Genomic DNA, 15,950 nt, shown 5'->3' on the forward strand with positions numbered 1-15,950 from the left:
ATTTACTAAGCTTTAATTGAAGGACGTAATTTTCTGACTTTTGTTTAAAGTGGATTACACTATAAAAATTTTAGAAAGTAGATAAATTGAAAGTAGGTAAAAAAATGTGTGGCTATGTAGGATGCCTTTATAATACTGCAAAAAGATATTCAGAAACAGAAAAAATACAATTTGAAAATATGACGAATCTGTTATACCATCGTGGTCCGGATGATCAGGGATATTTTCGAGACGAGCATGTTCAATTTGGGTTTAGACGATTAAGCATTATTGATTTGGATGCGGGACATCAACCGCTAGCATATGAAAATGAACGTTATATACTTATGTTCAATGGTGAAATTTATAATTATATAGAATTACGAGAAATGTTAATTAAACAGGGAGCATGTTTTTCAACTCAGTCAGATACGGAAGTTATTGTTGCATTATATGCTCAAGTAAAAGAAGAATGTGTATATTATCTTCGTGGAATGTATACTTTTGTTATTTGGGACCGTCAAGAGAAAAGGTTATTTGGCGCACGTGATCATTTTGGAATAAAACCACTTTACATTGCACAACAGGACGATACAACTTTCTTTGCATCTGAAAAGAAAAGTATCTTACATACAATGCAAGATAAGAGTGTAAATCTAAATTCCCTGCAGCATTATTTTACGTATCAATACGTACCGGAAGCAGAAACCTTAACAAAGGATATCAATAAAATTGAACCTGGTCATTATTTCATAAAAGAAATTGGAAAAGAGATAGAGATTCATCGCTACTGGAAACCATATTTCAATGCTTCAGATACAACAAAAGAGGAACACATTCGAGCAATTCGTGATGTATTATATGATTCAGTAAAAGTACATATGCGCAGTGATGTTCCAGTAGGTGCATTCTTATCTGGCGGGATTGACTCGTCTATTATTGCCTCCATTGCAAAAGAAATAAATCCAAATCTCCTAACGTTCTCTGTTGGTTTTGAGCAACGTGGATTTAGTGAAATAGATATAGCGAAAGAAACTGCTGAAAAATTAGGTGTAAAAAACTATAGTGTATTGGTAACACCACAAGAATTTATGGATGAATTCCCAAAAATCATGTGGCACATGGATGATCCATTAGCAGATCCAGCTGCAGTGCCATTGTACTTTGTTGCAAAAGAAGCGCGTAAATATGTAACAGTTGTTCTTTCTGGTGAAGGTTCAGACGAGCTATTTGGTGGATATAATATTTATCGTGAGCCAAACTCTTTAAAAATGTTCTCATACATTCCCACTCCAGGGAAAACTATTTTAAAAGCTTTAAGTGGAGCACTTAAAGAAGGATTTAAAGGGAAAAGCTTTCTAGAGCGTGGATGTATATCAATTGAAGAACGCTATTATGGTAATGCGAAGATCTTCCGTGAAGAAGAGAAAATTAAGTTAATGAAGTCTTACAATGAAAGTGTTAACTATAAGGATGTAACCAAACCATTATATAATGAAATTAAAGATTATGATGATGTAAGTAAAATGCAATACATTGATATGTACACATGGTTACGTGGTGATATTTTATTAAAAGCGGATAAAATGTCTACAGCTCACTCACTAGAATTACGTGTTCCATTTCTAGATAAAGAAGTCTTTGATGTCGCTTCTAAAATCCCAACAGAATTAAAAATTGCTAATAAAACTACAAAGGCTATTTTACGAGAAGCCGTACGAGGAATCGTTCCAGATCATGTACTAGATCGTAAGAAACTTGGTTTTCCAGTGCCAATCCGCTATTGGTTAAAAGATGAAATGCATGATTGGGCTGTGAACATTATTAAAGAGAGTGAAACTGAATATTTAATTGATAAACAATATGTATTAAACTTACTGAAGGCGCATTGCACAGATAAAGGTGATTATAGTCGTAAAATTTGGACAGTACTAGCCTTTATGGTATGGCACCAAGTTTATATAGAACATAAATATGATACGAATTTATTTCGTGAAGAGTGGCGAGTGTGTAACTTAGTTTAAAACTACATACCCATCAATTTAATAATTTTATTATGGTTCAAAACAAAAAAATTGTTCATTTTCACTTGGAGATGTCAATTTTCTCGTTTTGTTTCATTTGTCTATCTTAAATTGATGGGCATATGGTGCTACTCCATTCAAAAATTAAAAAGAAATAGAAACAACTAAAAACCCAAAACAAAAAATTGATAATCTTTCTAAAGCAGCACCACTTGAACGCCTGGGTACACCAGAAGACATTGCCGACACAGTAACATTTTTAGCAACATCAGGACGTTGGATTAATGGACAAGTTATATTTTCCAATGGTGGCCTTGCATAATTAATGAACTAAGAAAAAACCTCTTTTAATTCCCTTCAATTAAGGAATTTCACAAGAGGTTTGTTTTATATGTTGCTCTTCGAAAAATATTTTCGGGTATCTTCACGTATTTGTTTGGGTAAGACACGATTAAGCTCTTCGTTTAACCATGAAAGTTTTTTACTACGTAAATCCTCGCGCATTTTTTCTTCCGCAGAGAGCATAACTAAATTGATGGTACAAAAAGAGGGAGCAGAACAGCATCCTTCCCGATACAAATAGCCATTATCTTTAATATTTTTACATTGAAAAATAGGCTTAGGACCTTCAACTGCTTCAACTACATCCCAAAAGGAAATATCTTCTGGAGATTTAGCAAGTTTATAACCACCCTTAACTCCGGGAATTGAACTTACAATACCGGCCTTTGATAATTTGCCGAAAACTTTTGAAAGAAATGTCTCGGAAATTCCTTGGAATTCTGCCAAATCTTTTATCCCAACACTTTCCTTTGAAGGTGCATCAATTAAATAAACCAGACAATGTAAAGCATATTCAACTCCAACACTATATTGCATAAAACTCACCTACCTTTTTTAAAGATATTCAAATTGTATCTTAGGTGTACTTAGAGTCTTAGTCAAATAAAAGATTTTTGGTAAAACATATTCATTTGACAAAAATAATTATAGCGCATATTATAGACAATATTAATCGTCGATTAATTTAATCCTTAATAGGAACCTATTTAGGAGGAAATAAATTTAAACAAAGAAACTACAAAATAAACAAACTAATAGAGGTGGAACAATGAATATTTTACAGTTAATGGCTCATCCTGATTACAACAATCAAAAAAGAGCAGCAAACCGTTTAGCAGATGTTGGATTAAAAACTTTACAAGAAAAATTAAATGGTCAAGGAACAATCGAAGTATTAAATGTTTACGATCCAAATAATATTATCCCGCAAGTTACTGCTGACACTTTAAATTTTACTAATCCTAAAGAAATGTATGCTGAACGATTAAAAAATCATGAAGCACAATATAAATTAATTAAACAATGGAAGTCAGCAGATTATATTTATATTTACATGCCTTTGCATAATTTCAATGTGCCTGCAAAGTTTAAAGACTATCTTGATAATATTCTAACAGCAAGAGAAACATTCAAATACACTGAAACTGGTTCAGTTGGATTAATGTCAGACGAAACTACCAAGGTCACATTTATCCTCACGAGTGGAAGTGAATATGATACTGATTACCGATATGTAAATTTGGATTTTGCGCCACAGTATATGCGTGGAGTACTGCACATGATGGGAATTAACCAAATGAAATTAATACCTGCTAAAGGCTTAGACATGTCTACTAACAACAAAGAAGAAATAATACAATCAACTGAAAAAGAATTAGTAGGTTATATTAACTCACAACTTTCTAAACTAGAAAAATCAGCGACCTTTTGAATTAAAGGGAAAGGTATTAAAATGCAGAGTAAATAAGCTTTTTAAGGAGGTAATTAAAAATGGAACAACGAGTTGATTATTATAATGTAGCATCTGAAGCACTTAAAATAATGATGGAAATGGAGAAGTATACGAAAACAACAGGTATAGATCGTAAATTTCGTGAACTTATAAAAATTCGTGCTTCTCAAATAAATGGTTGTGCATTTTGTCTTAACATGCATACAGCTGATGCTAGAAAAATGGGAGAAACGGAACAACGTTTATATTGTATTAGTGCTTGGAGAGAGTGTACATTTTACACAGATGCAGAAAAAGTGGCTCTTGAATTGACAGAATACGTAACTTTAATCCCGACAAAACGTGTGCCAGATGAGCTTTATCAACGAGTACGTGAACATTATGGCGAGCGACAATATGTTGACCTTGTACTAATAATTAATCAAATCAATAGTTGGAATAGAATTTCTATTGCAATGGGTAATACAGCAACTGAAAAATAATTATTCTCACCGAATATCTCATGGGTACAAATCTATATATGTAAAGGATGATTAATTTGATAAAACCTAGAATCGGAATGGTAGGGCTGGGTGGTATCGCTCAGAAAGCATATTTGCCTATTCTTTCAAAAGAAACAGATTGGTCATTTGCGGGTGCATTTTCACCTAGTAGAGAGAAGAGAAAGGCAATCTGCAATCAGTATCGTATACAAGATTTTAATAGTTTACCAGCATTGGCTCAAGAGTGTGATGCCGTGTTTGTACACAGCTCTACTGAATCACATTATGAAGTGGTTTCAGAACTGCTTAACAAAGGGATAGATGTATATGTCGATAAACCATTGGCAGCATCTATTTTAGAAGCAGAAAAATTAGTCGAATTAAGTGGAAAATTGGGAAGAAAGCTTATGGTTGGATTTAACCGTCGTTTTGCTCCAATGTATGTGAAAGCAAAGGAAAAAGCGAATAATATAGCTTGGGTACGTGTTGAAAAGCACAGAACGGACAGTGTGGGTCCTTATTCTTATGAGTTCACAATGTTAGATGATTATCTTCACTTAGTCGATACAGTACGTTGGTTGGGTGATGGCGATCTTAGTGTGCTTTATGGAACTGTTCATACGAACGATGAAAATCAACTTTTATATGCGCAACATACGTATGAATCCTCTCAAAATATATCTTTCACCACAGCTATGCATAGAAAAGCAGGAACGAATTTAGAACAAATAGAATTGATAACAGACGTAGCAATTATCCGTGTAAAAAACATGAATACAACAGAAATCGAAGAAGAAAATAAAATATCTACAACAGTTTCTTCTTCTTGGGAAACAATTTTAAAACAACGAGGCTTTGAAGATGCTGTACAGCATTTCATTTACTGTATTCAAAATGATGAGCACCCCCTTGTTGATGGATTAGAAGGGTTAAAGTCTCAACTACTTGTTGATCAATTAATAAAGCAAAAATAATTAAATTCATAAGAAAGTGGTGTATAAAGCTGGCTTTTAAAGTCAGCTTTGTATTTTGATTAACTTCCTAGAATCTCAAGAAAATTAAAATGAAGTTTCCATTTAAAATTCAAAGTGCATCTATCAGTTATTTAGGAATGTCACTTGAATTGGGATTGAAGAATAAAATTTCACATGAACATCTTAGAGTACTCTATGTAATCCGAAATACTTTGTCCTATTTTTATTTTCTGTATCCTGGCTTAGTGGAGAAGAAATTTTTCCAATGGTAGAGGGACTTTTAACTTTGTTTGAAGAAATAACGGAGGCAATTCAAAAACAGGAAAAATCTTAGGACTCCAATATGTTAATAATCAAAGTGATAGTTTTAAAAGTATGTATTTTGGAGCTAGTGACTTGATCGCCCAAAACATTAGGTATAACAAATTGGATGGTTTCATTTCAAAACATAAAGCAAGATTAATGAAGGTTTATAGGCTGATTACGACCACCTGAATGTACCGCTAATGACATGGTTTGTACCAAAGAATGACAAGAAATTTACCACTAATCGACAGGTTATTTACCAGTAATTACTTTCTGTATAATTAGTGATCATATCTTGCGGTATGTCATTTTATATGGAAGGTATTTTAATTATGATCCTTTATAGAAAGATATTAAAATTACAACGCAAATAACGGCATTAAAAATTATTTTAAAAATTATTTACTTTTCTGAAAATTAATGATACTCTAATGATGCGGTTGAATTCAACTTGAATTCAAGTTGAATTCAACTAGACTTAAGGAGGTCTCATGATGAAGAAAAAGACAACTTTGAATGAAATCGCGTACGTCAAAATTAAAGAAAAAATTATGAGGGGGGATTTTAAAGAAGAAAACTATACCTCACAAAATCAATTAGTTGAGGAACTTGAAATGAGTAGAACACCAATTGTGGCGGCACTTCAAAGGCTTCAACACGAGGGCTTTGTAAAAGTCATCTCTAATCAAGGAATCGTTATTCAAGAATTATCGATTAAAGAGATTAATGATTTTTTCGATGCACGCATAGCAATTGAAACTTTCTCCATTGTAAATGTGATGGACATGCTAAAAGAACATGATTTTTCCATCTTATATGAAATGGTTAATGAACAAAAAAAATGTTGTGAAAATCAGGATTTATTTGGGTTTGTTAAGCTTGATGCTGACTTTCATCACTATCTTTTAGAGGTCGAAGGAAACAGCTTATTTCTGCAAACAATGTCCAACATTCGTGAAAGGCTTTTTTATAACTCAACGAACTTTATGCAAAAGCAACAAAATATGATGAGATTTATAGATGAACATATTCATATCCTTGAAGCTTTGAAACTAAAAAATCAATATATAGCTGTAAATAGGTTGGAGGAACATATTAGAGGTGGAAAAATATCCTTAATGTAATCAAATATGTGAAGGAGATGGAAACATGAAAAAAACCAATTTTCTTAAAGAAATGAGTTGGAAGGCTTTTGTAGAGAGAAAAGACAAAACAAATTTAGCGATTATTCCCGCAGGAGCATTTGAAGTATATGGCCCACACTTACCACTTGGAAGCGATACGTTAGTAGCAGTAAAGATAGCGGAGCTCGTAGCGGAGCGGGTGAATAGTATAATAGGTCCAACTTTGGAAGTGGGTGACTCGTCAATGTTAGATGATTTTCCTGGAACAATTACGATTCGACCTGAAAGTTTCAAAAGTTATTTAGTAGATACAGTGGACAGTTTGAAAAAATGGGGATTCAAAGATTTCTTGTTTATTAATAATCATGTTGGGAACGTCCCAGTAATCAATCAAATTGCTTTTGATCACCGTGAAAATAATGAGCTTCGATTTGCACAAATCGACTATTGGAGATTTTTAAAAACACTTGATAAGGGAATTGTTGAATCAGGGGAATTAGCTCATGGCCATGCGAGTGAAGCCGGCACATCGGTCCTTCTATATTTATACCCAGAAATAGTAGAATTTGAAAAATCGGTAAACGAACCCGCAAAGTTTATTGAACAATTCCCTGAAATTATTCAATATCAAAAATATGGTATTTATAGCGAGTCGGGGACAATTGGGAATGCGAAATTAGGCACGAAGGAAAAAGGTGAACAATTGGTAAAACGTTCTGTAGACAAAATTGTTCAATTTTTATATGAAAGTTGGAATATTGAAGAGAAGAAACATGAATTACAACAATCTTTATAAGGAATTTGAAAGCGCTTTATCTTAATGGCGGCATTAAAGGATAATCTTTAATAATAAAATAATCAAATTAGACGAAAGAAGAGGCGAAGAAAAGTATGTTTAAAGTTCACCCTCGGGTACAAGGTGTAAGTCCAAAGCTTATTGATTTATATCAAAAGGTAGACCCTTCAACGATTGGGCATATGACAGATTTTGGTTTTCTAAAAGGTTTAAAACCTTTTTCTCGTCCAATTCGATTTGTAGGGAATGCTGTCACCGTCAGGATTCCGCATATGGATTCTACTGCCGTACATAAGGCACTAGAATTAGTAGAAGCAGGTGATGTAGTGGTGGTAGATATGTCTGGGGATGACCAACGATCTTGTTGGGGGGGAATGGTATCTTACGCTGCGAAGGCAAAACAAGTCGCTGGTGTAATTATTTCAGGTTGTATTAATGACGTTACTGAAATTTTAGAGTTGGAACTGCCTGTTTTCTCCTTAGGAGTAAGCCCTTTAACAACAAGAATTCTTGGAATCGAGGGTGAAATTAATACCATAGTAAGTGTGTGTGGTGTGAGCATTCATCCAGGTGATTTAGTGGTTGCAAGTGATGATGGAGTATTCGTTATTAATCCGAAAGATGCAGAAGAGTATGCCATAACAGCTATCCAAAAGCAAGATGCTGAAATAGAAATGAAAAAACAGATAGATGCAGGTGTTAGCCTTGCACATCTGAGTGGAGCCGAAAAATACTTTAGATAAAAGTGGAGGTGGACTGATTGAAAAACACTAATGTCCGATGGCGGGTTATGTTTTTAATCATGTTTCCAATGCAATTAATGATGTCATTAGATCGTATTAATATTAGTGTCAGTGCACCATTTATTCAAAAAGATTTCGGTCTTAGTTTAACGGAGATTTCTCTTATTTTATCGGCTTTTGCCTGGACATATGCCTTATGTCAAGTACCAGCAGGTATTTGGGTACAACGGATCGGTTCACATAAGGCAATTGCGATTGCAGGTATCCTTTGGTCCATTTGTACTTTTATTACTCCATTTGGGTCCAGTTTAATATTATTGATTGTTTTTCGGTGTTTTTTAGGTGTTGCTCAGGCTGCAGACATACCAGGTGGAATAAATGCAATCAACACGTGGTTTCCTAGAAAGGAAAAAGCCAGAGCGAATTCTATCTTTTTAAGTTCTGGATATTTAGGATTGGCAATTGGGACAACTTTAACCGCATGGATTGTTTCCCATTTAGGTTGGAGATGGAGCTTTTATAGCTATGGAATTATTGGTGTAGCAGTTGCCCTGTATTGGTATAAGAGTTTTCGAAATCACCCAAAAAGTCACCCTGATGTAAATCAGGAAGAGCTAGAGTTAATTACAGAAGAAAAAGATTCTAGCAAAGTAACTAATGAAGGGTTCAAAACATCACGGCAAGAATGGAAAAAGCTCCTTAAGAAACCACAATTTTGGGTAATTGGTTTTCAATATTTTTGTTTAGTATTGGTTGAAAGCTTTTTTATCACATTACTACCACTATTTCTTCTTCAAGCCCGTAATTTGTCCATCGAGAAAACAGGAATTGTTGCAGGATTGCCTTGGCTGTCATTAACGATTTCTGTCGTGATCATGGGGACGTTAGTCGATACTGTTTACCGTAAAACAAAGTCTCGAATTACTTCACGTGTTCCTTTTGGTATTGCGGGGTTTATCATCAGTTCCGGTTGTCTATGGTTTGCATCGCAAGCGACTTCTACATTCAGCATGTCCATTTTATTAATGATTTCAATGGCTGGGATTGGCATGATACAAGTACCTAATTGGTCTGCCGTTCAGGACATTGGAGGGAAACATAGTGCCTCGTTATCGGGATGGGTGAATTTTTGTGGAAACGCTGCAACGGCAATCGGTACTATTATAGTCGTACAAACAGTCAATATCTTTGGCAATTGGAATGTAGGTATTATGTTATTAACAGTTATGGGTGGATTGGGTGCTGTCTCGTGGTTGTTCATAAAGCCTAATAAGCCTCTATTGGACGAAAATGAAGTGAGCAAAGAAAGCATCTTCGAAAATATTGAAACAATCCAAACTATAAAAGCATAGGGATAGGGAGTGGTCTTATGAAAGTGGCAATTGCACAATTAACTACAAGTGTAGATAAACTTGACAACTTGAAGAAAGCAAAAAATTATATTGCGAAAGCAAAAGGAATGGGGGCGGATTTTGTTATATTACCTGAATTGTATATGGCGTTAGCCACCCCAAGTTCAGGTATATTACCTGTTGAAGTAGCTGAACCATTGGATGGACCATTTGTTACTGGCTTATCAGAGATGGCTCGTGAAAACGAAATCTATGTTGTTTGCGGAATATTCGAGTCAAAAGTAGATGATGATCAGCGTGCTTATAATACAACTGTATTTATTGACCGCTCTGGAGAGGTTTTACAATCGTATCGAAAGACTCATTTATATGACGCTTTTAGCTATAAAGAGTCTGATACAATTGTACCAGGTAAAAATCAATATAAAGTAGTAGAAACGGAATTCGGAAAAATCGGTCTAATGGTTTGTTACGAAATAAGATTTCCAGAGATCGCAAGGCAGTTAGCACTTCAAGAAGCTGATATTCTGTTTATTCCTGCTGGATGGGTAGCAGGAACTATGAAAGAGGATCATTGGGAAACTCTACTTCGTGCTAGAGCTATTGAAAATACTGTGTTCGTTTGTGCTTCTAATCAGGTTGGCAATATTTTTTCTGGACGAAGTTTAATGGTTGATCCTATGGGAGTCATAACAGCTAGTGGGGGCGAAGAAGAAACTTTGATTATGACTGATATTGAACTCGATCGTGTGCACCGTGTAAGAGAAAAACTACCTAGTGTAATTCACCGTAAACCTGAATTTTATGCTACCACTTGATTTTCAGAACTGACAAAAAGGTATCCGAAGGTGAAATCTGTAAAGTAACAAGCAACTGTTTAATAACATAAAGAAAAGTTACCTGAGCCAGGCATGAAGCCTGGCTTTATGACTATATTGAACATGGACCGGAAGCGTCGACGAGAGAAGAAAAGTGAAGGAGTTTGTGGTCATTTCCATCCCTTGTCCCGATTATTTATGAATGAAATATTGGCCTATAACCTGTCAGATCGACTTACATTGGATTTAGCAACGGATACATTAGTAAAGTTAAAGAAAAATAGAAAAGTAAAGTTTGCAGAAGGAGCCTTTATTCACTCAGATCAAGGAGTACACTATACTAGTCCTACTTTTCAGAAGCATGTAAAAAAATTAGGGCTAGGACAATCTATGTCAAGATGAGGAAATTGTTGGGATAATGCTCCACAAGAGTCGTTTTTTGGCCATTTTAAGGATGAAGCATATATAAAACCATGTAATTCCTTAGAGGAACTTAAAAGAGAAATAAGGAGTTATATGACCTACTATAACAATTTTAGATATCAATGGAATTTAAAGAAGATGACTCCTGTTGAATACAGAAATCATCTTCTAAATGTGGCATAACCTTTTTAAATATGTCCTTTACAACGGGTACAGTTTAAAATCTGGCTAACCTTATATTACGAACGGGTGCTTATGTTGAATAATAGGGGGTTGTTGCGGCATCCCCTCTTTTCCCCTTCCTTTAAATGGCGGTTTGGCTTGAGAATACAACAAGAAGTTAAAAATCGGATTGACGGAGAATTTGTTATCAACCCACTATTTTAGGAGGACTTGATATGACATTTTCTTCGCTTCTGTATTTACTTGGACAATTAGAGATTTATGTATTACCTCTAATAGCGTTATATTGGTTTGCCCGATTTGTTAAAGCTTATGAGTCAAAACAAAAATAAAAATGATTTAGATTGTGAAGAAATGTACTTAAACTACCATGAAAATAAAACTTCTGTAATTCTGGAAAAAAGGCAATACTAAAGAAGACGCAGCTCATTCATTTTTAAAAAAGGGGAGAGCGCCTAATTCATTGAACCTTGGAATCGAGTTAAATAGATTAAGATGCTTCTGGTTCTTGTAAAATAACTGTGTATCCTAAACTTTCAAGTCTTCGTAGTGAATGCCGAACAATTAATTGCTGTCTTCTGTTTATCAAAGTAGTCTTCACTTAAGTCTACATACATTTCTTTTCGTGTTAAGAGATAATAAGAGATACGTAACATGCATGTGCGACCACTATTCCAGCTCGTTTTTTGCCTTTTCGTGATGCTGTTCGTCGATACAGTGCTCCGAGATAGTTCTTCGAACCTTTTACTGAATGAGCTGCTTCAGTTAATGCTGATCTCAAATACTTATTTCTTTTTTTGGTTTTAGCTGATTTCCTTTTCCCAGCACTTTCGTTTTGTCCAGGAACCAAACCTGCCCAGGAACACATATGGGCTGCACTTGGGAATTGTTTCTTAATATCAGTTCCGATTTCAGCTAAAATTTGCTCAGCCATCCTGGTAGCAATACCAGGAATAGAATCTAATCGTTCCACATCTTCTTGGTTGGTACGTACTCTTTTCGCTACCTCTTGATCGAGCATCTCAATCTCTTCGGTCAAAAAGTCAATATGTGTCTTAAAATCGTTTTTAACATTAGACGTTGATGGGATTGAATATCCCCTTTAAGTGCGAGTTCCAGTTCATCTTTCTTCTTTTTCATTGAGCGACGTGCAAAGTTTGCTAGTTTTTCAGGATCCTCTTCGCCTTCGGCAATAGCGTCAAGCATATCTCGAGCTGAAACACCAAAACGTCTGAAACAACTGAACCCAATTTAATGTTCGCTCCTTCTAATACCTTTTGGATTCGATTGATTTGTCTTGCACGTTCCTCAATGATACACCGACGATATCGAACGAGTTCACGAAGTTCCAGTTGATTACGATCTGGAATGTAACTAGCTTTTAACAGTCTATGACGAAGAAGTTTGGCAATCCATTCTGCATCCTTAACATCTGTTTTACGTCCGGGGACTGCCTTCATATGTTGGGCATTCACCACTAAAAACTCAATATCCTCAGCTTCTAGTAAATTCACAATAGGCTTTCAATAAACACTCGTGCTCTCCATGGCGACATGGGTACAATTATGTTGTTTAATCCAGTCAACCAACTTTAATAGAAATACAGTTTTAGTAGAGAACGTGTGAATCTCCTTTCCTTCAGGTGTCAAAATACAGGCAGTAATATTGTGTTTATGGACATCCATACCGCATGCTCTTTCAATGACTACTTCCATTGAAAACATCCTTTCTACGGCTCACAATAATATTGGAGGCTGATGCAGCAACCAGAACAGGATTAATCTACCATTTTTGCTTCCCGTAAGGGAGCGACAGTCAGTGGTGCACCGTGGTCGTTGGAGTCAGACTAACGGATGGGCTCAGATTGCAAAGATTTTGCTACGTATGATGATATGATTGCTTATTGGAACTCTAAAGGCTATTCAGCTACTTACGATCCGGAAAATCTGGATGGTTGGGGGAATGGCCAAGTAGATGATGGAATACCGTGTGAAGCCCCATACGGTTACGATTTGACCAAAATTAATAACAGTCCCCAACAAAAAGCTCATATCCAAGAAGAAAAAGACAACGCCAGTGGTGAAAAAGCTGGCTATCCGGATGGTCTTAATGATGCTTACCAAGAAAAACCAAGCGACATGTCAAAAGCCAAAGGCAGTGAGGCATATAAAGTAGGTTATGCTGTAGGATACAATAAAGGTTATGAAGAGGGGAAGAAAAAAATTGAATCGGAAAAAACAAAGGCAAATAATGAGGGTTTTGCCTTAGGAGAAAAACAAGATAAAATTGAAATCCCTGCTGCTTATACATCCCACGCGGGATTAAAAAAATCGTTTGAAGATGGATTTAATAAAGCTGTAACAGAAAGAGTAGAAGAAAAGAAAAAGCAACTTAAAGAACTAGGTTACAGTGATGGAAAAAAAGATGTTAATTCTCCTCCTGAAGATGTTGAAGCAATGTATGTTGAGGCATATAAAGAGGGATACAATAAGGGGCAAAGTGAATTAAAGAAAAGCTACATTAAGCAAGGATATGAAGCAGCATTTACTATGCTAAAATATCAGGAACCCAAGTTAAACAATGATAAATTTACCGCCTGGTATAAAGAAGGTTTCGAATCAAATAAAGTAATTGATCAAATTAAAAAAGAAGCCTATGAATTAGGAAAAGAAGGAGAAGATTTAAATATACCGTCCAAATATAAAAAGGCAGAGACGATATTTAAACATCACTATCAATTAGGATACAAGGAGTACAAAGACAAACAAAATAAATTAAAGGCGACGGGTGGAATAGGTGCAGCAGCATTGGCATTAGCAGGCGGTGGCTGGTACGGATTTAGAAAAAAACGGAATGGTAAAAAGGAAATCATTTAAATATAGATAAAATAAAAAATCCACCTCTTCATGGAACTGAGGTGATTTGCCGTCAGGAGGAAACCATATGGGTTTTGGGTTTAGAAAAAGCTTTAAAGTAGCTCCCGGAGTGCGGTTAAACGTAAGTAGTCGAGGTGTTGGGGCAAGTGTAGGTGTAAAAGGACTAAGGTACTCTGTGAACTCAAGAGGGCAAAGAAGAACTACAGTATCTTTGCCAGGAACGGGCCTATCCTACACTTCCACTTCCGACGGGGGCAGCCGTACTGGAGGGAGTCGTAACTATCGAACTTCATCTTATCAGAGACAATCGGAATTGAATCGATTGCAGAAAGAAAGAGAAAAACTACAAGAAATGCAACGAAATAGATTGGAAGTTGATTTGTTTGAAAATCGGCTAGAAATGATTAAATCCATTCATAAAGAATGCGATGATTTTGTAGATTGGCAGGACATTAAAAATACAGAACCGCCATTTTTAAAAGGGCACCCTGGACCTTTAGAACAGCAAGCCTTACAGGAACTTCAAAATTATAGACCTGGTTTTATAGCTAGGGCTTTTAACCAAGAAGAAAAGCGTGTTGAGGAGCTCCGAAATAAGGTATTAGAAGCCCGAAAGAAAGAAGAGGAAGAATATCAGGGATGGAGTTCACTAACGGAGACGGCAACTAAGGTATTGAATGGGGATTTAGACACCTATTTTGAAGTGATAAAGGAGTTCGCACCTTTAGATGATTTAAGTGAGTTTGGAAGCGGGTTTGAGTTTTTCCTTGAAGAACCACATATCATGGAAGTGGAATTTGATGTACAACCCAAAAATATTATTCCGACAGAAATGAAAACTCTAACCAGTACTGGTAAAGTTTCCGTCAAAAATATGCCTATCTCCAAATATTACGATATTCAACAGGATTACGTCTGTAGTTGTGTCCTTAGAATAGCAAGAGATATGTTTGCTCTATTGCCGTTAAATACCATCATTATTCACGCATTGGATTCTCAAATGAATACGTCTATTGGGTATCATGAAAAAGTGGTAGTTTTATCAGTGAAAATTGATAGAAATACGCTAAACCGATTAAATTTTGATACGATTGATTGCTCAGATTCCATGGTTAACTTCGAACATAAAATGAATTTTCGTAAAACAAAAGGATTTGCGCCTGTAGAAAAGATACAACTATAATCTAAAAACATTAATACTAGAGCGCATATTATTTTAACAGGTACAGTGATCTACAAGAAACATTAACAGAAATGACTATAAAATTGGGTAGTCATTTTTTATTGATCATTGAATTAACCTATATAAAGGTTTGTGAAAGATTGTACTTAAACTAATGGAGCAGGATAGTGGAAGAAGGAGTTTTTAAAGATGATGTAGAATTAAGTATTTAGAGGGAAAATATGGTATGCTTAAAATAAATGAAAAAGGTACTCCTGTAAACGCAGTGTGCAATTCTTTATGATGATAACTGGAATATAAAATTAAGATTAAGTTTTGACAAGGTGAGGACTTACTATGAGCCGTAAAAACAACTGGATTGTAATTTTTATTTACAATTTCATGTTATTTTTTATCTTTTATTTTTCATTTAGAACATTGATAGAAATCGCTGTAACAGCAGAATCCTTTCCAAATTCGAACTATTTTATTGTATTATTATCAACAATTATTGGAATTGGGTTATTAGGTCTTGGTGTTAGAAGATACATTTTTATTTCATCAAAAGATGAAAAAGAACGTCAAAAACTTAGAAATATGTTTCTTTTAACAACACCAATTACTTTTATCATTTATATGGGGTTGATGATCAATACCTAGTAAAATAATAAATGCTTTACTTTAAGATCAGGCTGCCTTAATTGGCGGCTTTTTATTATGTAACTAACGGCGTTCGTTAACAAAGTAACATTAACTTTTTCTTCTTCAACTCCCTCAGTTTAATACGATTTTCTCACGAATACTCGCTTATTCGCAGGATTTCATAACCCTCGATATGGATTTAACGATTAAATGAAATGAGTTCAGGTCATTATGGCTCCGTGAAGGCATAGTTAAATAAAGGAGTGATATT

The 15,950-nt window shown here is 35.1% G+C and carries 13 protein-coding genes and 3 pseudogenes; 14 read left to right on the forward strand and 2 right to left on the reverse strand.

Going from position 1 to position 15,950, the window contains the following annotated elements; all coding sequences use genetic code 11:
* Positions 1-104: 104 nt before the first annotated feature.
* Positions 105-2,003 (forward strand): asparagine synthase (glutamine-hydrolyzing), encoded by a 1,899-nt coding sequence (gene asnB, locus ACIQXV_RS29200; RefSeq protein ID WP_402965752.1) that lies wholly within the window; start codon positions 105-107, stop codon positions 2,001-2,003.
* A 175-nt stretch (positions 2,004-2,178) separates the two neighbouring features.
* Positions 2,179-2,325, forward strand: a pseudogene (locus ACIQXV_RS29205) (SDR family oxidoreductase); the annotation flags it as partial.
* Positions 2,326-2,390: 65 nt separating this feature from the next.
* Here ACIQXV_RS29205 and ACIQXV_RS29210 read toward each other — a convergent pair.
* The gene (locus ACIQXV_RS29210) at positions 2,391-2,882 is read right to left on the reverse strand and encodes an RrF2 family transcriptional regulator (protein ID WP_402965717.1); all 492 of its coding nucleotides are present in this window, start codon (positions 2,880-2,882) and stop codon (positions 2,391-2,393) included.
* Between the two features lie 232 nt (positions 2,883-3,114).
* On the opposite strand from ACIQXV_RS29210, the gene ACIQXV_RS29215 reads away from it, so the two are divergent.
* The 9 genes and pseudogenes from ACIQXV_RS29215 to ACIQXV_RS29255 form a co-directional block, all read left to right on the forward strand.
* Positions 3,115-3,777 (forward strand): NAD(P)H-dependent oxidoreductase, encoded by a 663-nt coding sequence (locus ACIQXV_RS29215; RefSeq protein ID WP_402965720.1) that lies wholly within the window; start codon positions 3,115-3,117, stop codon positions 3,775-3,777.
* 59 nt (positions 3,778-3,836) lie between these two features.
* The gene (locus ACIQXV_RS29220) at positions 3,837-4,280 is read left to right on the forward strand and encodes a carboxymuconolactone decarboxylase family protein (protein WP_402965723.1); all 444 of its coding nucleotides are present in this window, start codon (positions 3,837-3,839) and stop codon (positions 4,278-4,280) included.
* A gap of 56 nt (positions 4,281-4,336) precedes the next feature.
* The gene (locus ACIQXV_RS29225; protein ID WP_402965726.1) at positions 4,337-5,254 is read left to right on the forward strand and encodes a Gfo/Idh/MocA family protein; all 918 of its coding nucleotides are present in this window, start codon (positions 4,337-4,339) and stop codon (positions 5,252-5,254) included.
* A 797-nt stretch (positions 5,255-6,051) separates the two neighbouring features.
* On the forward strand, positions 6,052-6,684 hold the full coding sequence (locus ACIQXV_RS29230; RefSeq protein ID WP_402965729.1) for a GntR family transcriptional regulator: 633 nt from the start codon (positions 6,052-6,054) through the stop codon (positions 6,682-6,684).
* A 25-nt stretch (positions 6,685-6,709) separates the two neighbouring features.
* The gene (locus tag ACIQXV_RS29235) at positions 6,710-7,480 is read left to right on the forward strand and encodes a creatininase family protein (RefSeq protein WP_402965732.1); all 771 of its coding nucleotides are present in this window, start codon (positions 6,710-6,712) and stop codon (positions 7,478-7,480) included.
* Positions 7,481-7,575: 95 nt separating this feature from the next.
* Positions 7,576-8,223 (forward strand): RraA family protein, encoded by a 648-nt coding sequence (locus ACIQXV_RS29240; RefSeq protein ID WP_402965735.1) that lies wholly within the window; start codon positions 7,576-7,578, stop codon positions 8,221-8,223.
* Positions 8,224-8,240: 17 nt separating this feature from the next.
* Positions 8,241-9,575, forward strand: coding sequence for an MFS transporter (locus ACIQXV_RS29245; protein ID WP_402965738.1), 1,335 nt, complete (start codon positions 8,241-8,243; stop codon positions 9,573-9,575).
* A 17-nt stretch (positions 9,576-9,592) separates the two neighbouring features.
* A complete protein-coding gene (locus ACIQXV_RS29250) occupies positions 9,593-10,393 on the forward strand; it encodes a carbon-nitrogen hydrolase family protein (protein WP_402965741.1) in 801 nt (266 codons plus the stop codon).
* A gap of 201 nt (positions 10,394-10,594) precedes the next feature.
* A pseudogene (locus ACIQXV_RS29255) lies at positions 10,595-10,999 on the forward strand (IS3 family transposase); the annotation flags it as partial.
* Between the two features lie 490 nt (positions 11,000-11,489).
* On the opposite strand, the pseudogene ACIQXV_RS29260 reads toward ACIQXV_RS29255, so the two are convergent.
* Positions 11,490-12,714, reverse strand: a pseudogene (locus tag ACIQXV_RS29260) (IS110 family RNA-guided transposase).
* Between the two features lie 138 nt (positions 12,715-12,852).
* On the opposite strand from ACIQXV_RS29260, the gene ACIQXV_RS29265 reads away from it, so the two are divergent.
* The 3 genes from ACIQXV_RS29265 to ACIQXV_RS29275 all read left to right on the forward strand — a co-directional run bounded on the left by ACIQXV_RS29265 (position 12,853) and on the right by ACIQXV_RS29275 (position 15,697).
* Positions 12,853-13,875, forward strand: coding sequence for a hypothetical protein (locus ACIQXV_RS29265; RefSeq protein WP_402965744.1), 1,023 nt, complete (start codon positions 12,853-12,855; stop codon positions 13,873-13,875).
* A 67-nt stretch (positions 13,876-13,942) separates the two neighbouring features.
* Positions 13,943-15,058 (forward strand): DUF4236 domain-containing protein, encoded by a 1,116-nt coding sequence (locus ACIQXV_RS29270; RefSeq protein ID WP_402965746.1) that lies wholly within the window; start codon positions 13,943-13,945, stop codon positions 15,056-15,058.
* Between the two features lie 336 nt (positions 15,059-15,394).
* Positions 15,395-15,697, forward strand: a complete 303-nt coding sequence (locus tag ACIQXV_RS29275) for a hypothetical protein (RefSeq protein WP_402965749.1) — start codon at positions 15,395-15,397, stop codon at positions 15,695-15,697.
* The last annotated feature ends 253 nt before the right edge of the window (positions 15,698-15,950 follow it).

Source organism: Neobacillus sp. NPDC097160, assembly GCF_044762155.1.
Lineage (GTDB): Bacteria > Bacillota > Bacilli > Bacillales > Cytobacillaceae > Neobacillus.